We start from the raw sequence: 21,660 nt of genomic DNA, 5'->3' as shown, positions 1-21,660 counted from the left end.
TAGCAGCTCTATAAGGAGATGCTAGGAATGAAGAAACACCTCGATGCTAGAAGCATCACAACGATGGCGCTATTGATCGCCATGATGGTCACTTTGTCTCGAATATTAGGAATCGAGACGCAATTTGTCAAAGTCAGTTTTACCTTTATCCCAGAAATCATTATGGGAATGCTGTTTGGTCCGTTCTGGACTGGTATCGGCTCTGTGATCGCTGATTTTATTGGTATGTCGCTTTTTGCGAAGGCACCATTTTTTATCGGTTTTACCATCAATGCCTTTCTTGAAGGAGCGATCTACGGATACTTCTTTTATAAGAAAGAGATTACTTGGAAAAACTCGATCCAATCGGTGTTAGCCACGACAATTTTAATCAATTTGATCCTGACACCTCTTTGGCTGGCGATGATGTATCATGTGCCATTAAACAGCTGGGTGATCTGGGCACCGCGTTTGATCAAAACGGTGATTTGGATTCCGATCCAATCGATCATTACCTATTTCTTAGGCGGTATGTTGCCATACAAACAATGGATCTCACGATTTAATCGTGCCCATTAATTTTTTAGAATTCATTACGTTTGTGCGAAAGTAGTTATTCTTTTCACACCGTATATCCCTTTAGAGACTGTTCTATCCCATGAGCAGTCCCTTTTTTTGTGTTATTTTTCGCAAGCATAATAATCGCTATTCATTATCGAAAGCGCTATGCTTGGAAAAATTTAATACGAAAGCTGGGAGAAATATGAAAAATTCAGATGTTTTAGTAGTCCCTAAAGACCGTTCACTTTACTTTTTCCCTGCCATTTCTGAGATCACTGTTTGTTCAGGGAAAGAAATCCTTGCAGCAAGCAACGACCAATTACGACGATACTTGAAAGATTTTCAATTGATTATATTTTTAGATTTTGGCTTTGAAACAGAAATGGCGGCAAAAATCCGTCCGTTTACGAAAGCGAAAATTGTCCTATTTTTCTGGAATCACTTCAAATTAGAACACTACCGCAAATTGAATGCCGCTCAAAAAGAACCCGCAATTGACGAAATCTATCACTTTGACCCCTTGGAAGCCCGCGATCTAGGACTAAAACACAATAGCTCCTTTTATACTCAATCTGTTGGCGAACCCTTGCATAATACTGAATACGATATTTTCTTTGGTGCCAATGACAATGGCCGCAAGCAGCAAGCGATGGAGCTAAAAGACCGCTTCGAGTCCCTTGGCCTCTCTACCTTCTATCACATTCTGCCAAAACGCGGCAATGAACAAGAAGGCTACCTGCCCTATGGCGACTATCTGAACTTAGTTAAGCGCAGTAAAGGAATCTTGGAAATATTACGTGCCGGACAATACGGTGTGACCCTGCGAACCTTTGAATCCCTGTTCTTACAAAAGAAACTCGTCACGGCAAATGAGATGCTGCCATTTTATCGGATGTATGATCCAAGAAACGTCTTCATGATCGAAACCGACCTCAGTCAATTGACGGCATTCCTGAATATCCCCTATCAACCAGCAGATCAAGCCATGCTCGATTTCTTCGAAGCCAAAAATTGGGTCAAACGATTTATCGATTACGATCCAAAACTTTTCGAAGAATTTGAATATTATCCAGAATTGATGAAGCATGAAAGTGCGTTGTAAACTATGATGATATCCAATAAAGAGTAAAAAAAGCAAAACTTTCAAATAGCGAAAGTTTTGCTTTTTTTAATATGACTCCAACGGAAACATCACCCACGGACTGCCGAATTTATACGTTAAATAGGAAACATAGTTTTCTAACTGCTTCTGCGCCATTCGGCCATTGACCTTCGTTCGATTCTCTTGAGCGACAAAATCTTTTGAAAACGAGAGCCAATTTGGATATTTTTCTTTTACAATCGGCAGTAATTCAGTAAAAATCTGCAATGCCTTTTCTTTTGGCACATCTTCAAACTGAACACCTGAAGTTATGAGAGAGGCCACCGCACTTAGCAGCCAAGCATCTAATAGAATGTCTAGCTCGTCATTTGCGGGCAGCTTTCTATCCTCCGAAAGTTCAACTTTCGCTAAAGCTTTCAAATCGATATTCGTATAATACAAGAATTCTTTTGCCATTATTAAGATCTCTTCGGGTCCGCTCACAGAAAAGCTTTCTTCAAGCTGTTTCTTAAGTGAAGCTAATTGTTCATCGGTAATGTAATCCTCCCCGCCAAAGGAAAATAATGGGAACGGCACAATATTTTCCTCTAACGATTCCTTGTCCTTTTTGAAAATCGTGAACCAGCTTTGTAGAGCAGATGCTCGAAAAGGAGCGGCTAATGAACAACCAAAGATTTCAATTTTTGATAACTCAGAAATTTTTCCTAATATTTCCGTCCGTTCTTGATCTTCTATACGTTCTTTCACCAACGCTTCCTGTTTCGCTTCTTCCCTGCCTTTATAGAAACTATCCTTTAGTTCTTGAATAAATTTGAACATTAGATTTCCGCCTCCTTGCTACTTACCCTATTTACATAAGTTTAGCATCCTCAGTAAAGTATTTTATGCGAAAATCTTTAGAAAAAATCTATTTTTCAAAATGAGATTATATGAAAAAAACACCATGATCCTTTGTGATCATGGTGTTTGCTATATTATTTATTCGCGCGTTTTTGGTACGTGCCTTCTGCCGTATTGATTTCCAGCGTTTCGCCTTCTTCAATAAAGTCAGGAACGTTCACGACTAGGCCAGTTTCCATTGTTGCGGGTTTCCCTGAGCCGGTTACTGTCGCACCTTTGATTGATGGTTGCGTTTCAACGACTTTCAAGACCACTGAACTTGGCAACATCACACCGATTACTTCGTCGCCGAAGAATTGGATTTTTACTTCCATGTTTTCAAGAATGAATTTCATTTCTTCTTGAACAGTAGCGATTGGAATTTCGTATTGTTCATATGTTTCTAAATCCATGAAAATAGCTACATCATCTTGGCTGTATAAATATTGAACAGGTTTTGTATCGATCATGGCTTTTTCAAATTTTTCGTCTGGACGGAATGTTGTGTCATACGTAGAACCTGAACGAACATCACGTAATTTCATACGCATAACTGTATTTCCTTTACCAGGTTTGTGGTGGCTAGCATCCAATACTTTGATTAATTTTCCGTCTTGAACAAAAGTCATACCTGCACGTAAATCACTTGCTGCAATCATTAATAAACACTCCTCGTTCTTATTAGATGAATTCATTTTTCTATAAGAAAAATAAATTTGATTCTCACATTGTATACCATCCAACGCAGTTGATTAGCAATCACTCACAAATGACTGGTGAAAGTTGGACAGACATTCTTCTACTATAAAATGAACCTTATTCATTGTAGCAAATAACCCTTATAGTTACTAGGGAAAAATAGTTATCACCCTGTAAAAAAAGGCATTTCGTCTATTTTGCCTCTCGAACGCGAAAAAATTTCATTGTTGGTAAATGGTTCAGAGTGAATTCCAATGAAGGACCCATTAACAACAAAACAATCAGTGTCCCAAAACCAATGTGGCCGCCCAATAAGAAGCCCGCCAAAAAGATAATGGCATCCAAAATAATCCGAGCAACTTTTACCGAGCTTTTCAACACACGTTTTAATAGAATCATCAGCGATTCATAAGCTGCTGAACCGGCATCTGCTAATAGATAGATTCCTGTTCCGATCCCGAAGACGATCGATCCCGCAATAATCGAAAGATAGCCTGTCCCGTTAGGAATCGTATGTAATATTCCCATCCAATCTAATATATTTAAACAAAAGCCTAGGCCAAAACTATTGATAATACTGCCAAAACCGATCATCTTACGGTCATAAAAGAAGATGATTACTAAAATAATCCCATTAAACAACATACTCACCGTGCCAAACTTCCAAGGCACATGCTGCAAAATTCCTAATACTAATGTACTGATAGCATCTGCGCCTAATCCACTGACCACGATCAATCGAACACCGATTGCAGCGATAAAGGTCCCCACGATGGCAAATAATAATTGCTTCGTTACATTTGGTTTGATAATGTCGCTCCTCACTTTCTTAACATTCAAAACTTACGGACATCAAAATTAGTAAACTGTTTTACTTAAAGGGCTTTCATAAAATAAAATTGTAAAAAGCGTAACTGGCAGCTTGCTCTATCTATGGAAATATTTTTCTAAAAACCAGAAAAATAGATTATTTTCGCTTCGCATACGATCCAACTATATCTTTAGATTAAAATTTCAACTCTACTAGTTAAACTTTCATTACGCTAAGTAAACTGCGAAAAGTTGGACTGACAAAACAAAGGCACCAAACATTTTTTGTTTGGTGCCTACAGTTGTTCTATTAGTTCCATTCTTTCTTTAGGCGTGCTTTGTAGGAATTGAATCTGTCTACTAATGGCACGGCGGCTTCTTTAATGGCGCAATATTTGTCGACCATGGTTACGATGTAGCCTTCCTTATATTTAGGAGGAGTAATTGTTGCACCCCACATATGTTTAATAATAATATCACGTTCAAGATCAGACAAGTCGGTGATTTTCTCTGCGTTTTTCACAGCGATCCGCGGATGCATGTAGGCATGCGAACCTTCATCGAACTTCGTTGTCCGCCAGTCATAGTAAAACAGATCATGCAGCAAACCTGCACGAGCGGTTGCTCTTGCATCGCCGTTAAATTGTTTTGCCAATTTGTAGCTATTATAAGAAACACTGATTGAGTGTTCCAAACGTGTAGAATTCATATGTTGAGTGTAATTTGCTAGTCTTTGTACTTCATCGGTAGCTAATAAATCTTCAATATAAGAAACGTATTCTTCATCGTCACGCCAGTTTTCTGTCATGGATATAAAGCCCCTTTTCCTTGTTTCTGTGGATAATTATAGCACGGCTTTGAAAACTTGAATAGGCTTCCATGAGTTTGTGAATAAAGTTTAACAGTTCCTTAATATCGATTACTAAATTGTGAAGACTTACTTAAGTAAATGGAACATTAAGACGCCAGCCGCAATCGCGACATTCAAAGATTCCGCTTGGCCCTTGATTGGGATGTAAAGATTTTGGTCAGTCATCGCCAATAATTCTGGCGATATCCCTTGTCCTTCGTTCCCCATTACTAAAGCAAAGTCGGACATTTTTTCTACTGAAAGATAATCCTTCGCCGTTTTGTCTAATGCGGTCCCTAACACAGGACTGTCTGTTTGCTGGAATTGCGGAATGATTTCTGCTAAGTCTCCTGCATTGACAGACAAATGATACAAGCTGCCTTGTGTGCTGCGCAACGTTTTTGGATTATATAGATCCGCACTGCCTTGTCCTAAAATGACACCTGAAAAGCCTGCTGCATCCGCTGTTCGAATCATTGTTCCAACATTCCCGGGATCTTGTACATTATCTAACAATAACCATGCACCTGTGAAGTCAGCCGTATCCTCCTTTGGCATCTCAGCAACAGCGATTATTCCCTGCGGAGTTGGTTGACTAGCTAGTGTCTTCAACACCTCATCAGAAACTAAGTAGTATTCTTCAAGGTTCTCTTCAATCCATTCAGTCCATTCATTTAAGCCACGTTGATTGATAAAGACTTCCTTTAAAAGGACGTTTGCTGCTTTGGCTTCCTGGATTAAATGAAAACCTTCCAACAAATAAGTTTGCGTTTGCTGGCGGTATTTTTTTTGTTGTAATTTTTTTGTTTCCTTTATAACAGTATTTTTAGTCGACTGAATTTCTTTCATTGTGTTCTCCTCACCCTTTTTAGACAGGTTTTGTAATTGTTCGGCTTCATTCACCGTAATCGGTCTTGTCATCATCGTTTTGCGACAACCTCGTTTGCCATTATAGCACGCGAATTCTTGTAACAACCAGAAAAACTCGCTATCATATAGAATAAGAAGAATAAAAATAGGAGGTTTTCTTATGAAGATGCATTTAAATGTTACTGGACGTGTTCAAGGCGTCGGCTTTCGATATACGACATATCAAATGGCGGTCGAGATCGGGCTGACTGGTACGGTGAAAAATGAAGACGATGGCAGCGTGACTATCGAAGCTGTTGGAACAAAAGAGCAAATGGAGCAATTTCTTACAAAACTCAAAAAACCACAAAACCCCTTCGCGAAAGTAAGCCATATTGAGCAATATGAAGACCCTACCATCAAAGACTACAATCAGTTCAATGTTGTCTATTAAAAAAATGACAAGGTTACCTGATTTTTCCGAATATCATTGAAAAGGCTTGAGTTATCTAGTATAGTATTTCCTGTATAAATTTTTATTAGCAGAGGACGAAATAAATGACAAAATTTAAAAACTGGCTTTTAGGCTCCGGCCTTTTGGGTGTCCTTTTACTCCTTTCAGGCTGTGTGCGATCGGATAAAAATGGGAACCCGGATACATCCGGACTTGTATACCGAATGCTTGTTGTTCCGTTGGAGAATTTTCTTAATTGGATGGTCAACAATTTCGACTGGTCGTATGGTTTAGCAATTATCGTTTTAACGATCATTGTTCGCTTGATTATCATGCCGTTAGGAATCAATCAATCGAAGAAATCATTAATTCAGTCTGAAAAAATGCAATCAATCAAACCACAAATTGATGCTGCTCAAGCCAAAGTGAAACAAGCGACAACGCAAGAAGAACAAATGGCGGCACAACAAGAAATGCAAGCTGTCTACAAAGAAAACAATGTCAGCATGATGGGCGGTATGGGTTGTTTACCATTGCTGATCCAAATGCCGATCTTCTCAGCTTTGTATTACACGGCGCGTTTCTCAGAAGGAATTCAACATTCAACCTTTATCGGTATTGACCTAGCGAAACCAAGCTACATTTTAGTGGCTGTTGTAGGGGTCGCTTACTTACTGCAAGGGTATATTTCATTGATTGGTGTCCCTGAAGAACAGAAGAAAACGATGCGCAGTATGATGATCGCTTCACCATTGATGATCGTCTTCATGTCCTTCACTTCACCAGCGGGCGTTGCCCTTTACTGGGTAGTCGGCGGGGTCTTCAGTTGTTTACAAACGTTTATTACAAATGTCTTGATGCGCCCTCGTATCAAAGCGCAGATCAAAGAGGAGCTTAAAAAGAATCCTCCAAAACAAGTCGTAACAAAACCAATTAAAAAAGCAGAACCGATCAAATCTGCTCCGAAGAACTTGAACAAACCAAAGAATAAAAACAATAACAACAGCGGTCGAAACGCTGGAAAACAACGTAAATAGTAAAATGAAAAACCATCGCCTGCGGGCGATGGTTTTTTTGTGTTATAGATTCTATCTTAAAATATCGATCAAATCTTTCTTGGCAGCTTCTGAGGCTGGCATGACTGAGAATATCAGGCCGATCCCGCTAGAAACTCCGACTGCTAAACAGACCGTGAATAAATCAACGGATACCGAAATATCCATCACATTCCCAATCGCATAAGCCACGATCATTCCTAGTAGATAGCCAATGATTCCTCCAACCAAGGTCAAAGTCATCCCTTCTAATAGGAATTGCATTCGAATCGCTCCTCGTGTCGCGCCTAATGCTCGGCGAATACCGATCTCCTTTGTTCGTTCGGATACAGAAATATACATCATGTTCATAACACCGACACCCGCGATAAACAACGAAATTCCCGCAACAGCACTGATGAATAATGTGATACTGCTTAACACTTCGCTGATCCCATCGGTCATCATCGCCATATTCGAAACTTGGTATTCTCCTTGCTGACGCATTGCTCCAGCCGATTCCAATTTCTTGATCGCTTTATCAGCGACCTTATTCAACTTGCTGCCATCCGCTAATGTCAGAACAACCGAACTGGTATCCTGTTCATTGCCAAAGAAATGGATATACGTTTGACGCGGCAGCAAAATCTTCGTCGTGCCCTGCGAAAACATGGTTTCTTCGGCACCCGCTGGAAACACACCAATGATCGTAAAGACTTGTTTGTCTAATTCAAAACCACGACCGACCGCACCTTTGGCTGATCCATACAGATCCTTTGCCAATGAAGCGTCAATCGTCACGACTTTATTTTGAGTTTGATTATCGTAAGCACTGATCGCTCGACCGTAGCTTACTGCTTCCCCGCTCTTCGATACGACCCCTACTCGATAATTTTTCGTTTTATCTTTTACTTTGATTTCTTTATAGATATACGATAAATCATTTTTAGGATACGAAACAGCTTCGACCCCTTCAACATTTTTTAGCAAACTGAAATCAGAGGCCTGAATCATATCAACGTTGGAATAATACAACGCATCATTGCCGGGAACGAAATTGATATCGACTTCCAGCTTGTCTGACTCTTCAGCAGTCAGACTCTCGATCGTGTCTCGTTCAAACCCGCGGCCGATCGACAAAATAGCAATTACGGCCGCAATCCCAATAATGATCCCAAACATCGTTAAAGCGCTGCGTTTTTTGTTTTTGAAAATCGATCCAATAGATGAGCGCCAATTTACATAGAATTTCATTCTTCGATCACCGCCCTATCTTCCGTGATCGCGCCATCCCTGATCCTGACCAGGCGGGTGCAGTAAGGAACGACTTCAGGGTCATGGGTCACTAGAAAGATCGTCGCATGGTCACGGTGGTTTAACTCTTTGAACAACTCCATGATCTCATTTGACGTATGGGTATCCAATGCCCCGGTTGGTTCATCCGCGATAATGAATTTCGGCTGATTGATCAACGCCCGAGCAATAGCGACCCGCTGCTGCTGTCCACCAGAAAGTTGCCGCGGGTGTTTCTCGGCTTTATCCGCGATCCCAACTTTTTCTAAAGCAGACATGACTTTTTCTTTGGTTTGATGGAAGCCGTACCCGTTGTAAAGCAGCGGCAATTCCACATTTTCATAGACCGTATAATTTTCGATCAAACTGAAATTCTGGAAGACAAAGCCAACCATTTCATTCCGCGTTTGGGAGAGACGATCATCAGTAGTGGTGACTAAATTTTCATCTTCAAATAAATATTCGCCCTCAAATTTCGTATCAATGAAGCCCAATAGATTAATCAATGTCGATTTACCCGAACCGGATGGACCCATGACCGCGATCATCTCACCGGCATCGGCTTTTAGATTGATATCCTTTAAGACATGCAGCGATTCTTCATCGTTGCGGTAGTACTTGTTGATATTTTTTAGTTCGATCATTTAATCCACCGCCAATTCCTGACCATCTCGTAATGATTTATCAGGATTTGAAATAATCCGATCGCCGTCTTTCAGACCATCCTTCAAAAGGAAATAGTCCCCCTTATCTTCTGCTTGAATCGTCACTTCGCGAACTTTTCCTTTACGGTAAGCAAAGACATAATGGGTATCCCCTGTTTTCTTGACGGCCTTTTTTGGTATCCGAATCTCATCCAACGGCAGAACGACTTGGACATTGTAGCCATATTGCAGCTCTTCTGCTGGTTTCACAATAAAACTATAGTTAGAGACTGAGCTTGTCGCAGCAGCTCCTGCCGCTCCAGCTTGGCCTGCAGCTTCACTTGCTTGATCCGGTAACTTGTTGACATGGGTGATCGTTCCGGCGATCTCTTGATTAGTAGTAATCGGTTTGATCGTCACGGCCGCATCTTGATGCACTTGCGGATAGTCATATTCAGAAGCCTTCGCCTCGACTGTTACTTCGTTGCTGACAATTTTTACAGCGGGAACTGAAGGATCGTTCTTACCTTTTTCATTGATATAGGCGATTCCTTTTGTCGCGCTGGCGATCGTTGAGCTGACTTTTCCACGAATTGTGTTGACACTTTGATTCGCGGCGCTTAACTCCACATTGGCACTTTCAAGTGCTTGACGCGCTTGCACAACTGCATCGCTGGCAGCATCTAAACTGCTTTCATACTGTGTTTTTTCCTGATTGTATTGTTCTTTTTTAGCGGCGCCTTCTTCACTATTTTCATTCGTATTATTATAGTTTGTAATGGCATCGTTCAATTTCTGCTGCTCTTTGGCTTGTTTATCTTGGGCCAATGCCAATGTTTCTCTCGCATTTGCTACCGCTAGATTTAACTTATCCAAATTTGTACTCTGTTCATCGGCCTGCGCTTGGTATTCTGTGTTGGTATAGCTTAACAGCACTGTACCTTCTGCAACCTCTTGACCATCTTGAACATTGATTTCAGATATTTTTCCCAATGTTTGATCCAAATAATAATCCTGCGTATTCGTTGCCTGAACGACTCCGTTAAACGTTAACGGATCAGATTTTTTCAAGGTAACCGTTTGGTATTTGTTTTCTTTTGCTGTATTTGTCCTCATTTGTGAATAAACAAAAACACCGATCAGCAATAGTAACGCCAGAACTCCTGCAATAATGCTCCAACGGATCTTTTGTTTTTTCGTCATTTTTTTCTTTTTCATTGACTACTCCTCTGGCTCTGCTTTAAATAAGTGGACGATGACAAGAATAGCGGGAATCAAGAAAATCACTTGGAACACAATCCCAATGATTGCCGTCACAAGCGTAAAATCCATTCCTTCCATCTGCATCTTCGGCTGCATCATCAAATTGATGACTAACCCCAACATACTCCAACCAATATAAACGTAATAAGGAACCTTTGTCGGCGCAATCTCATCTGCCAATTTCTTATTCGCTCTAAAATAGAAAACTAATAAAGCAATCGTAATAACTAAAGATAAGACAGATATAATTTTGGTTATGGGGCTGTTTAGATAATCAAACATTTGCTGACCATAATCCCCCAATATTTTATAGTCACTCATTTTAGGATTTAGAGACTTAGGTAAGCCCGCCAACCCAGTTACGACTGAAATTAGTGTTAATACAATTAAAACCATATTCCACGTTTTTGCCTTTTTCAAATGCTTCTCCATCTAATCACTCCAACTCAACTATTTTCATTATTCTATGAAAAATAATGCAACAACCCTAAGAAAACGTTTCATAAAATAATTCTCATTATACTACTAAGTTTGGTCACTTTTGAAGGGTGATCGTAAAAAAGAGCTTTTTTGTCTTAAACGTGGTAAATCCTAAACATCAACGAATAAAGACGTTTATTTAATTAATAGTTATATATAGTTGTCATTGATACAATTAGGAAAATGTATATTATGATTAATAAAATATATCTCTTCTTCATTAAGCCAAAGTGATAGCGCCGAATCATGTAAGTAAGCCCAAAAACTGAACAATTAAAGAAAAAACTGTCAATATGAGAACGGGAGCCAGTAACCAGAGAATCAGAGGATATTAGAGATTGAAATCCGATAGGCATGATTAATACTAAAATTAACTGTGTTAGATTCACAATCATGATAATAATCATACTCATAGCAAATGAATCAATAACCACTCTCTTCTCCAACTCATCGTAACGTTTGAAATTCACTAAAAATTTTAAAACCAAAAAAATACCGATAAATGAATACAAAGACACCCCTGTAAACAAAACCATACGAATTATTCTTAACATATCTAACTCCTCCAACTTTACTCTCTCTTTTACAAGAGGTGGTCTGCAACCTAAAGTTTTATTATAATTTCAACTCACATTGCACTCTTTCAATGATGATTACCTAAAAGAATTATTTATCATCCCCCTAAAAGAAATGGCACAAGAGTACATAACATTGAAACAGCTAATATAGGTAAAAGACTTTTTCTAACAAAAATATTCTTAGAGAATCCCCCATACTGAACTTGTTTGATCCTATAGATGAATCCAATCAGTGCACAATAAAACCAAATATAATGCACATCAAAAGTTGCGTGACCAATTATCGCAACAATATATTGATCTCTTGACCAAAAGTTTTGAAGTAATTCTGCGGATACAATGGTCGGGAGCTTCCAGCGAACAATACTCAAGATTATAACCAGTCCCACACCGGTCAATACTGTTTCTAAAATAATCTTTCTTTCAAATTCATTACTAGTATGCTGCTTAATCGAACTCCTGAGCGTCGAAAGAAAAGGAATAATCGAACTCAATCCTAAAAAGAAAATCGTAAAACCTATAATATTTATTATGCACTTCACAATCACTTCCATTTTGTCTTCTCCTCCAATTAGTAAATTTCTTGTACAGCTATTCCCTAACGTAAAGATATCTTTACTAAATTTTATCACTCGATTTTATCTATGTAAAGATATCTTTACAAAAAAAGCAGACCACTAACAAATGTCAGTGGTCTAAATCTATTATTAAGGCCTCCTTGAAAGAATCAACTATCCAACAGATTACCCAAAATTTCTTTTTCTGCAAACAAAGCCGTAGCACCGCCTGTATGCAGAAATATCACCGAACTATTTTGTGGGATAATCCCTTTTCTGATATAGTCCAACATTCCGGCAAAGGCTTTGCCTGTATAGACTGGATCTAAAAACAACCCTTCTTCTCTTGCCAATAGACGAATTGCATCATTTGCCGCATCGCTGGGCATTTCATAGCCGGGCAAATAATAATTATTGTCATGTTCAAAATCATCGACTGTCAGCTGTTCACTGACGCCTAACTGCTCTAAACTTTTATTTCCCAAGGCAGCCGAATTCTCTAAGTAACTTGCATCATGACCAATCACGTCAAAAGAAAGAATTCGCATGGGATGATCCAACAATTTTTTTCCGGCAACTAAACCCGCCATCGTACCGCCCGAACCGGTCGCATGGACTAAATAATCAAATTGTTGATCGCACGCCGCAGCTTGTTCTGCCAGTTCCACAAAACCATCAATAAAACCAGTTGTACCAATCGGACTGGCACCACCCATTGGAATTTCGCAGCATTTATGTCCCTCTTCAATTAGTCGCGCCATATGCTCTCGAGCTAATTTGACTGAACGCGCATCAACTTCGGCATCTGATTCCCCTGGATTTTTTAAGATGACATGAACCTCTGCACCTAAAATTCTATCCAGCAGCAGATTACTCCGAAGATCATTTTCATCTGGTTCAACGTAAGCAACGAGATACAAAACCGGTGTCAAACCTTCTTTTCGACAGGCTTCTACCGTTTGCATCGCATGATTGGATTGTGTCGCGCCAAACGTAAAAATATATTCAGCCCCTTGTTCCTTCGCGTCTCCAATCAAATACTCAAGCTTTCGAATTTTGTTCCCGCCAAACAGGCTTTGCCCAGAAAAATCTTCCCGCTTGATAAACAGAGTAACACCTAACTGTTTAGATAGATTCTTCAATTGATAAAACGGTGTGGGATAAAAACCTAAATCTGCCTTCGGCTTTTGCTGCAGCAATTGCTTTACACTCGTGGATTCCATTACGCTCCTCCTTACTTAATACCTTATACCTCTCAGTATATAGTACCTATCCTCACAAGTGCACACTGATTTCGACTCTTCTTAATTGAACGTATTCGCAAAAAAAGCCGCTCGACCAGTAAATCATACTGATCGAACGACTCTTTTTTCATTATAACCCGTACGGGATTTGAACCCGTGCCTCCGCGCTGAGAACGCGGCGTCTTGACCCCTTGACTAACGGGTTGTGCTTTTCTCAACAAAAAGAATTATACTGCTAAATTATTTTTTTAGAAAGTATTTACACTCTGTTTTTGCAATTTATTAAATATGTGTTTATTTAATCGTTCATGTTGTTTATATAGTTATTACGTGTATAATAGGGTGTGTATTCAAGTCATTCATTTTTAGTATTACCCTCTGAATGGCCCATGAAAGACAATCAAATTCATTTTTTCTCAAAGAAAAAAGAATGCATTACTAGGAGGACTTATGAATCTATCACAAAGGCAAGAGAAAATCATCGAGATCGTCAAACGCGATCAACCACTGAGTGGCGAGAAAATCGCTGACCACTTAGGAATTTCGCATGCTACTTTACGAACCGACCTCTCCTTCTTAACAATGGCAGGTATTTTGGAAGCAAGTCCCAAAGTCGGCTACACCTATACGGGTGTGGGAATCGAACAGTTCCTGTTTGATAAAATCTTTTCCGTCAAAGTTGAAGAGATTATGCTGTCTCCGCTGCTAACACCGCAAGACACCTCCATACATGATGCGATCACCAACATGTTTATGTACGATGTCGGCTCCATCTATGTGACAGATAAGGAACAGCACTTGGTGGGACTATTGTCGCGCAAGGACCTATTGCGTGCATCCTTAAACAGTAATTTGCAAAGTACGCCGGTTGCGGTCGTTATGACCCGTGCCCCGCATCTGCAAACGTGTACGAAGGATTACACTATTTTAGAAGCTGGAGCAGTGTTACTTGATTATCAAGTGGACTCACTGCCCGTAGTCAGCGAAGACGATCCGAAAAAAGTGATTGGAAAAATTACGAAATCACGGATTTTTAATTATATCATGCAGCAAGCAAAACAAACTGAAACCAATCGATAGGAGCGAAAAAAATGAAAAGAAGTGTACCATTATACATGATCTCTGATTCAGTCGGTGAAACCTCTCTTAAATTAGTGAATGCCGCCGCAGCGCAATTTCCTACAGTAAATTTTGATTTGTCGTATCGTTTTCCTTTCACTAAAGATGAGGAAGAATTAAAAAGCATTCTAGGCGATGCGTTAAAGGACAGCGCGGTTGTAGTAACGACCTTGGTCAGCGACAACTTAACCAAAATCGTCGAAGACTTCGGTGATCGGACAGGCCTGCAATACATTAATTTAATGAGCCACTTCATGGATATCGTTCATCAAAAAACCGGTGTTGCCCCTTTGCAGCAAGCTGGTGTCGTTCATAAATTGAATCAGGAATATTTTGATCGTGTTGCTGCCATCGAATTCGCAGTGAAATACGATGATGGAAAAGATGCGAAGGGATTTTTAGAAGCGGATCTTGTTTTATTAGGTATTTCTCGTACTTCTAAAACTCCATTAAGCATGTATTTAGCAAACAATCGGTTGAAAGTAGCAAACCTGCCATTGATTCCGGAAGTTCCTTTACCTGAACAAATCAAAAAAGTTCCGAAAGAAAAAATCATCGGTTTGGTGATCGAGCCGGAAGTTCAGAAAAAAATCCGCATGAGTCGTTTAAACTCTTTGGGATTGGCTGAAAACTCTCGTTATTCAGATATCAATCGCATCAAAGAAGAAGTGGATTACGCGTTAGGCGTTTATGACGATTTAGGTGCTTTTACTCTAGATGTCACCAATAAATCGATCGAAGAATCAGCGACCCTGATCTGCGAACACTTAGATAACTGCTTATAAAATTTCTTTCTATAAAGATCCAAATGATTTTTTCACCAGAAGAATGGATTCATTACTATGAATAAGGAGCGCATTTATGCTATCAACCCGTGAAAAATACTATCAAATGTTGGAAAAAGAATTTAGTACCAAGGAGGCGATCATGACTGAATTGATTAACTTGGAAGCCATCATGCATCTGCCCAAAGGAACCGAACTTTACATCAGTGATATTCACGGGGAGTTCTCTGCCTTTGATCATATTTTGCGGACTGGTGCTGGTAACATTAAAGAAAAAATCAGTTTACTCTTCGGCGACCGTTTGACAGAACATGAAAAGGATAAGCTGACAATCCTTGTTGCCTATCCGCAAGAATCGTTGGATGACAAAGATTTTTATGCCTATCGTGATTGTTCTTGGTACCGCAAAAAGATTCGCCAGCTGTTAGAGCTGCTGGCTTTTTGTTCAACCAAATATACTCGTTCAAAGGTTCGGAAGGTTTTACCGAAACAATACGCGTATATCATAGAAGAATTAATGTATACGGATACGAACTATTCAGATAAAGCGGCTTACTTCGATCAAATTTTGACCCATCTTTTAGATTTAGAACAAGGCAAGCCGTTTATTATTGCCTTGTGTCAAAGCATTCAACGTTTAGTCGTTGACCATCTCCACGTTGTCGGCGATATCTATGATCGTGGGCCTGAAGCCGATAAAATCATGGATAAGCTCTGTCAGCACCCTTCTGTCGATATTCAGTGGGGAAATCACGACATCTTATGGATGGGCGCTTACGCAGGTTCTCGAGCTTGTCTGATGACTTTGCTGCGGATCGCTGCACGCTACAATTACCTTTACGAGATCGAACAGGCTTATGCCTTGAACCTTCGTCCACTCTTCATGTATGCGGAGGAGCATTATCAAAAAAATTCGATTTTTACACCAAAGGAAAAAAATAGCAGTGAAAGTTATTCCATCGAAAGCTTAGACAGCTTGGAAAAAGTCCATCAGGCGTTGTCGATCCTGCAATTTAAACTAGAGGGTCAATTGATTAAGCGGCACCCTGATTTCCAAATGGAGGATCGTTTATTATTTGAAAAGATTAATTTCGACAAAGATACGATTCGCCTTGCCGGAAAAGATTATCCTTTACAGGGCAGCTGTTTCCAGACCTTGCAAAACGATGTTCACGCGCTAACAGAGCAAGAAGAATATGTGGTGGACATGTTATTGGCTTCCTTCCAGCAATCAGCACAGATGCAGGAACACATGCAGCTGCTTTTGGATAAGGGATCGATGTACCTGGTCTACAACCAGCATCTGCTATTCCATGGCTGTCTGCCGCTGAAAGCTGACGGCAGTTTTCTTCCGCTAAATGCTGATGGCAAGGATTATGCCGGAAAAGATTTATTGAACTTCTTTGAAGAACAGATTCGCTCTGGCTGTCAGAGTCAGAACAAAGATAGTTCCGCAGCCGATTGGATCTGGTATTGCTGGACCGGGAAAATTTCACCGCAGTTTGGTAAAAGCGCAATGACGACTTTCGAACGTTATTTCATTGCCGACAAGAAGACCCATAAAGAAATTAAAAATCCTTATTACCAGTTTCGCGATACCCATGAGACCTGCCAAATGATCTTAGAAGAATTTGCCTTATACTCGCCAAATTCACGAATCATTAATGGGCACACTCCCGTGAAGGTCAAAAGCGGCGAATCGCCGATCAAAGGTGAAGGCATGCTGTTTGTCATTGATGGCGGACTTTCTAAGGCCTATCAAAAAACCACCGGTATCGCTGGCTACTCGCTGCTGAATAATTCTTACGGATTCCAGCTTGTTACCCATGATCCATTTGAATCTATTGAAAACTTATTAGACAAGCAAGCTGATGAAACTTCCTTGAAACGCGTAATCGATAAAGACTTGAAACGAATCCTGATTAAGGACACGACAATCGGCGATAGTCTCGAAGAACAGATCGAAAATTTAACCGGTTTGTTAAATTACCAAGATAAAAACGAAAACACGGGTGTCATCAACAATTGATGACACTCGCTTTTTTCTGTATAGTAGTTTCGAGGTGAAAAAATGGTTTCCGCATATATCAATATCTTTTTTATTTTTGTTTTAATGTTCATCGGCTATCTGCTGACCTACAAACAATGGTTTTCCAATCAAATCGGGGATGCTTTCTCCAAACTGGTCTTGCAGATCGCCTTACCATGCAATATGTTTCTGACGATCACTAAAAATTTTTCTCGCTCAGAATTCCTGCAGTTAGTCGGCGGGATGGTCATTCCGTTGATCTCTATGCTGCTGACCTTTGTCATCAGCTTTGCTTATCAGCGCATTTTTAAAATTACTCCGACACGCAAAGGAATTTTCTCGACGATGTTTACGTGCTCCAATACAATCTTTATTGGGTTGCCGATCAACTTGGCGATTTTCGGAGAACGGGCAGTCCCTTATGTATTGCTTTATTACATCGTCAATACGACGATCTTTTGGACGTTGGGCATTTATTTCATCGCTCGTGATAACCCTAAGATCGAACAGGCAACAGTCAATTTTCATTTATTGCCGATTCTGAAAAAGATTTTTTCTCCAGCACTATTAGGTTTTTTAATTGGTTTATGTGCGGTTCTAGTTAACTTCACTGTTCCAGACTCGATCGCAACCTTCCTGAGTTATCTTGCGAACTTGACCACACCCTTATCGATGTTCGTCATTGGCATTATCGTTTACAATGTGGGGATCAAAAATCTAACGTTGAATAAAGATATTGTCGGTGTGATTATTGGTCGTTATGTCCTTTCCCCCTTGATCGTCTGGTTATTAGGACAATGGATCAGCGTACCGCCATTGATGCTGTCAGTTTTTATTATTCAATCAGCGATGCCTGTCCAAAATTCTGTGCCGATCTTGGCCCGTTCTTATGAGGCTGACCAGCAATTCGCGGCTTCCGCTTTAGGTTATTCTGTCCTGCTTTATCTTGCCTATATTCCGCTATTATTAAAATTGATACTATAAAAGCCTTCGAGCATTTGCTCGAAGGCTTTATTTGTATTCAGCTTATACTATTTTGTGACGATCTTATCAATACTTGCTAAGGCATTCGCCATGCGTGCAATGATCGCTAATTGGTTCAAACGATTGTCGCGAACTTTTTCGTCGTCTACCATAATCATTGTAGCGTTGAAGTAGCGCTCAATCACAGGACGCAAGTTCGTCAAGGTTTGATAATTTTCAGCCATGCTTTGGTTAGCAAATTCATCTTCTGCTTCTTTTACCGCAGCAAACAATTCCTTTTCGCTGTCATTTTCAAATAACTTAGGATCAACTTTGAAATTAATCGTCGTCGGGTCCATTTTCTTCGTTAAGTTAATGACACGAGTCAAAGCTTCCATCGCTTCTTTGAAATGCTCATCTGACAAATGCTGATCGAAGATTTGAGCCGTCTTGAAGACTTGAACTAAATCATCCTGATGAGAATCCAATACCGCATCGATAATGTCGTGACGGACATTGTACATTTGCAGACGTTGACGCATCCGGCCTTTAAAGAACTCGATAAATTCTTTTTGGTCGCGATTGAAATGAACACCATAATCCAAAACATCCTCGTTGATTGCATCCACGATTGCCCCTTGCATATCGGTGAATGGGAACGTCCAGCCTTGCGCTTCGACGATCCGAACGATTCCGTAAGTTTGTCGACGCAATGCATAAGGGTCATTAGAGCCGCTTGGGATCATCCCTACAGCGAAGAAACCTAATACACTGTCAATCTTATCCGCGATCGCTAAAACAGCCCCAACGGCTGTTTTAGGTAGTTCGCCTTCAGAAGAATTCGGCAAGTAGTGTTCCCGAATAGCAGCGGCAACAGCTGGTTTCTCGCCCTTCAATAAAGCATATTTTTCACCCATGATCCCTTGTAGTTCAGGGAATTCGCCAACCATATTTGTTACTAAGTCAAACTTGTAGATTTCAGACGCACGTTTCAAGTCGGTTAATTCTTCCTCGCTCAAATCGACACGTCCGCCAATGACTTGACTGATCAACCCGACACGCTGCATTTTTTTGTACATGCTGCCGATTTTTTCATGGAAAGTAACGTTCTTCAATTTTTCGACACAGTCGTCGATCGATAATTTTTTGTCCTCTTCAAAGAAGAATTCGCCGTCTTCTAAACGAGCCGCCAAAACTTTCTGATTCCCTTTAACTACATTATCCAATTTCACACTGTTTCCGTTACGAACAGAGATGAAATGCGGTAGCAGCATACCTGCTTGATTACGTACTTCAAAATAGCGTTGGTGTTCCTTCATCGAAGTAACCAAAACTTCTTCTGGAATAGATAAGAAACGTTCATCAAACTCCCCGACAAAAGCCGTTGGGTATTCAACTAAGTTCGTCACCTCTTCTAATAAAACTGGATCAAGCTCGATCACCCATTTATTTTTTTCAGCAATCTCTTCGATTTGTTCTACGATCATTTGTTGGCGTTTGTGAGCATCTGCGATAACAAATTGTTCTTCCAATTTTGCTTCGTACTCACTTGGATCAGCAAGTTCGATTTGATCGCCTAAGAAACGATGTCCTTCTGTCGTTCGTCCAGTTGTAACATCTAATAATTCAAATGGAATCACTTCTTCATCCAGTAGTGCAACGATCCAATGAATTGGACGAATGTATTCAAACATCGTGTCGCCCCAATGCATCATAGTTGGGAAGTTCATGTTCTTCACAACATCTAAAAGCCCAGTCAAGACTTCTTTGCTTTCTTTTCCGTGGATATATTTTGTGACATAAACATATTCCACACCGTTCAATTCACGGAAAGTGATCGCATCCGTCGTTAAGCCTTGCCCACGAACAAACCCTTCAGCAGCTTTACTCCAGTTACCTTCAGCATCCAACGCGATTTTCTTCGCTGGACCTTTGACTTCTTCTTGCACGTCCTCTTGACGATCAGGAATATTCGTCACTCGAATCGCCAAGCGGCGAGGGGTTGAAAAGGTCTCGATTGATTCAAAAGTCAGGCTGTTTTCTGATAAAAATTTTGACACCTTTTCTTCTAATTGTTTGATACTTGGCCAAACCACGTGGGCTGGCATTTCTTCTAAACCGATTTCTAATAGTAGATTTTTCGCCATCTTATTTGCCCTCCTGATTCAATAATGGGAAGCCTAGTTTTTCCCGTTCAGCCACAAAGATCTTCGCTACAGAACGAGCCATATTACGGATACGAGCCAAGTAGCCGGCACGTTCCGTTACTGAAACAGCTCCGCGAGCATCTAATAAGTTAAAGGTGTGGCTGCATTTCAAAATGTAATCATACGCTGGATGCACAAGGTCTTCATCGAGACAGCGTTTTGCTTCTTTTTCAAATTTCTCAAAATTATCCAAAAGCATTTCTTGATTGCTTTCTTCAAATGAATATTTAGAATGTTCATATTCCGGCTGTTTGAAGATTTCGCCGTACTTAACACCCGCGCTCCATTCCAAATCATAGACGCTGTCTACTTCTTGAATGTATGAAGCCAAACGTTCCAAACCATAAGTCAATTCAGAGGTTACTGGATTCACTTGCAGACCGCCGACTTGTTGGAAATAGGTAAACTGGGTGATTTCCATACCATCAAGCCAAACTTCCCAGCCAACACCGGCACAACCCATTGAAGGATTTTCCCAGTTGTCTTCTACAAAACGAATATCATGTTCTAATGGATCGATCCCTAATAATCGCAAGCTGTCTAAATACAATTCTTGGATATTTTTTGGTGAAGGTTTCATTACTACTTGAAATTGATGATGTTGATACAAACGGTTTGGATTTTCTCCATAACGACCATCAGCCGGACGACGTGATGGCTCCACGTAAGCCGCACGCCATGGTTCAGGTCCGATTGCACGTAAAAAAGTATACGGACTCATCGTCCCCGCTCCTTTTTCTGTATCATAGGCTTGCATCAACATACAGCCATTGTCTGACCAAAACTTCTGTAACGTCAAAATCATTTCTTGCACTGTTAACTTACTCATTCTTTTTCCTCCTGTATATTTACTATGTAACTTTACATTTGCTAGCGGGGTGGGCGGTTGGAGCATTTTCGATTGGGAGTCGACTCAGGTGAAAAGTAGAACTGGCAACTGCCAGCTAGCTCTTACTATGGAATTTATTTTTCAAAAAACCAGAAAAATAAGTCCTACTTTCACCACGCATACGATTCCACTAACCGTACTAAAAGTACGGAGTGGAACTCGCAGCTAACTCAAAAAAGAGGAACCCATTTTTCTAAAGCACAGAAAAATGAATGTTATCTTCGTACGCATAACATTTTTCTAACCTGCTTAGGCAGGAAGAAAAACTGTCAAAAAAAGTCCCTATGTCGAAAAAATCGACATAGGGACGTATCAACGCGGTTCCACCCTACTTCCAAGCAAATGCTTGGCAGCTTTAACTAAACGTGCTCACAAACGCCAACAAAATTTGT

21 protein-coding genes and 1 tRNA gene are annotated in these 21,660 nt (G+C 40.2%); 8 read left to right on the top strand and 14 right to left on the bottom strand.

The annotated features are described in order from the left end of the window. Positions 1 to 27 precede the first annotated feature (27 nt). Entirely contained in the window at positions 28 to 558 is a 531-nt protein-coding gene (locus PGP85_RS12875) for a folate family ECF transporter S component (protein ID WP_010739983.1), read from the top strand. 184 nt (positions 559 to 742) lie between these two features. After that, positions 743 to 1,642, top strand: coding sequence for an oligosaccharide biosynthesis protein Alg14 (locus tag PGP85_RS12870; RefSeq protein ID WP_270327831.1), 900 nt, complete (start codon positions 743 to 745; stop codon positions 1,640 to 1,642). 66 nt (positions 1,643 to 1,708) lie between these two features. Here the strand turns inward: PGP85_RS12870 and PGP85_RS12865 are convergent, their stop codons facing one another. From PGP85_RS12865 to PGP85_RS12845, 5 genes are all read right to left on the bottom strand, one after another. Then, positions 1,709 to 2,461, bottom strand: coding sequence for a hypothetical protein (locus PGP85_RS12865; protein WP_010739985.1), 753 nt, complete (start codon positions 2,459 to 2,461; stop codon positions 1,709 to 1,711). A gap of 155 nt (positions 2,462 to 2,616) precedes the next feature. Next, a complete protein-coding gene (gene efp, locus PGP85_RS12860) occupies positions 2,617 to 3,180 on the bottom strand; it encodes an elongation factor P (RefSeq protein ID WP_010739986.1) in 564 nt (187 codons plus the stop codon). A 232-nt stretch (positions 3,181 to 3,412) separates the two neighbouring features. Further along, positions 3,413 to 4,045 carry a YczE/YyaS/YitT family protein gene (locus PGP85_RS12855; RefSeq protein WP_010739987.1) on the bottom strand — a complete coding sequence of 211 codons (633 nt, stop codon included), beginning with the start codon at positions 4,043 to 4,045 and terminating at the stop codon, positions 3,413 to 3,415. Positions 4,046 to 4,340: 295 nt separating this feature from the next. Then, on the bottom strand, positions 4,341 to 4,838 hold the full coding sequence (locus PGP85_RS12850) for an HD domain-containing protein (RefSeq protein WP_010739988.1): 498 nt from the start codon (positions 4,836 to 4,838) through the stop codon (positions 4,341 to 4,343). Between the two features lie 129 nt (positions 4,839 to 4,967). After that, positions 4,968 to 5,729 (bottom strand): TrmH family RNA methyltransferase, encoded by a 762-nt coding sequence (locus PGP85_RS12845; protein WP_010739989.1) that lies wholly within the window; start codon positions 5,727 to 5,729, stop codon positions 4,968 to 4,970. Positions 5,730 to 5,910: 181 nt separating this feature from the next. Between PGP85_RS12845 and PGP85_RS12840 the strand changes: the two genes are divergently transcribed. Further along, the gene (locus PGP85_RS12840) at positions 5,911 to 6,183 is read left to right on the top strand and encodes an acylphosphatase (RefSeq protein ID WP_010739990.1); all 273 of its coding nucleotides are present in this window, start codon (positions 5,911 to 5,913) and stop codon (positions 6,181 to 6,183) included. A gap of 104 nt (positions 6,184 to 6,287) precedes the next feature. After that, positions 6,288 to 7,220, top strand: coding sequence for a membrane protein insertase YidC (yidC, locus tag PGP85_RS12835; protein ID WP_010739991.1), 933 nt, complete (start codon positions 6,288 to 6,290; stop codon positions 7,218 to 7,220). A gap of 51 nt (positions 7,221 to 7,271) precedes the next feature. Here yidC and PGP85_RS12830 read toward each other — a convergent pair whose 3' ends face one another. From PGP85_RS12830 to PGP85_RS12800, 7 genes are all read right to left on the bottom strand, one after another. Beyond that, entirely contained in the window at positions 7,272 to 8,471 is a 1,200-nt protein-coding gene (locus tag PGP85_RS12830) for an ABC transporter permease (RefSeq protein WP_010739992.1), read from the bottom strand. Continuing rightward, on the bottom strand, positions 8,468 to 9,154 hold the full coding sequence (locus PGP85_RS12825; RefSeq protein ID WP_010739993.1) for an ABC transporter ATP-binding protein: 687 nt from the start codon (positions 9,152 to 9,154) through the stop codon (positions 8,468 to 8,470). Before PGP85_RS12825 ends, PGP85_RS12830 begins: the two co-directional genes overlap by 4 nt. Next, on the bottom strand, positions 9,155 to 10,372 hold the full coding sequence (locus tag PGP85_RS12820; protein ID WP_010739994.1) for an efflux RND transporter periplasmic adaptor subunit: 1,218 nt from the start codon (positions 10,370 to 10,372) through the stop codon (positions 9,155 to 9,157). It abuts the gene before it with no gap. Between the two features lie 3 nt (positions 10,373 to 10,375). Beyond that, a complete protein-coding gene (locus PGP85_RS12815) occupies positions 10,376 to 10,849 on the bottom strand; it encodes a hypothetical protein (RefSeq protein ID WP_270327825.1) in 474 nt (157 codons plus the stop codon). 721 nt (positions 10,850 to 11,570) lie between these two features. After that, on the bottom strand, positions 11,571 to 12,029 hold the full coding sequence (locus PGP85_RS12810) for a hypothetical protein (protein WP_010739997.1): 459 nt from the start codon (positions 12,027 to 12,029) through the stop codon (positions 11,571 to 11,573). Between the two features lie 173 nt (positions 12,030 to 12,202). Then, on the bottom strand, positions 12,203 to 13,255 hold the full coding sequence (locus tag PGP85_RS12805) for a 1-aminocyclopropane-1-carboxylate deaminase/D-cysteine desulfhydrase (RefSeq protein WP_270327824.1): 1,053 nt from the start codon (positions 13,253 to 13,255) through the stop codon (positions 12,203 to 12,205). A 154-nt stretch (positions 13,256 to 13,409) separates the two neighbouring features. Further along, positions 13,410 to 13,481 (bottom strand) — tRNA-Glu (locus PGP85_RS12800). Positions 13,482 to 13,726: 245 nt separating this feature from the next. On the opposite strand from PGP85_RS12800, the gene PGP85_RS12795 reads away from it, so the two are divergent. The 4 genes from PGP85_RS12795 (at position 13,727) to PGP85_RS12780 (ending at position 18,193) form a co-directional block, all read left to right on the top strand. Then, on the top strand, positions 13,727 to 14,356 hold the full coding sequence (locus PGP85_RS12795) for a helix-turn-helix transcriptional regulator (RefSeq protein ID WP_010739999.1): 630 nt from the start codon (positions 13,727 to 13,729) through the stop codon (positions 14,354 to 14,356). Positions 14,357 to 14,367: 11 nt separating this feature from the next. After that, positions 14,368 to 15,180, top strand: a complete 813-nt coding sequence (locus tag PGP85_RS12790; RefSeq protein WP_010740000.1) for a pyruvate, water dikinase regulatory protein — start codon at positions 14,368 to 14,370, stop codon at positions 15,178 to 15,180. A gap of 76 nt (positions 15,181 to 15,256) precedes the next feature. Next, entirely contained in the window at positions 15,257 to 17,209 is a 1,953-nt protein-coding gene (locus PGP85_RS12785; RefSeq protein WP_010740001.1) for a fructose-1,6-bisphosphatase, read from the top strand. A gap of 42 nt (positions 17,210 to 17,251) precedes the next feature. Then, positions 17,252 to 18,193, top strand: a complete 942-nt coding sequence (locus tag PGP85_RS12780) for an AEC family transporter (RefSeq protein WP_010740002.1) — start codon at positions 17,252 to 17,254, stop codon at positions 18,191 to 18,193. A 47-nt stretch (positions 18,194 to 18,240) separates the two neighbouring features. On the opposite strand, the gene glyS is transcribed toward PGP85_RS12780, so the two are convergent. Then, the gene (gene glyS, locus PGP85_RS12775) at positions 18,241 to 20,319 is read right to left on the bottom strand and encodes a glycine--tRNA ligase subunit beta (protein ID WP_010740003.1); all 2,079 of its coding nucleotides are present in this window, start codon (positions 20,317 to 20,319) and stop codon (positions 18,241 to 18,243) included. Between the two features lies 1 nt (position 20,320). After that, complete coding sequence (gene glyQ, locus PGP85_RS12770; protein ID WP_010740004.1) at positions 20,321 to 21,208, bottom strand: glycine--tRNA ligase subunit alpha; 888 nt, start codon at positions 21,206 to 21,208, stop codon at positions 20,321 to 20,323. Positions 21,209 to 21,660: the final 452 nt, after the last annotated feature.

It is taken from the genome of Enterococcus malodoratus, assembly GCF_027659535.1.
Lineage (GTDB): Bacteria > Bacillota > Bacilli > Lactobacillales > Enterococcaceae > Enterococcus_A > Enterococcus_A malodoratus.
This window is presented reverse-complemented; position numbering and strand designations above follow the sequence as displayed.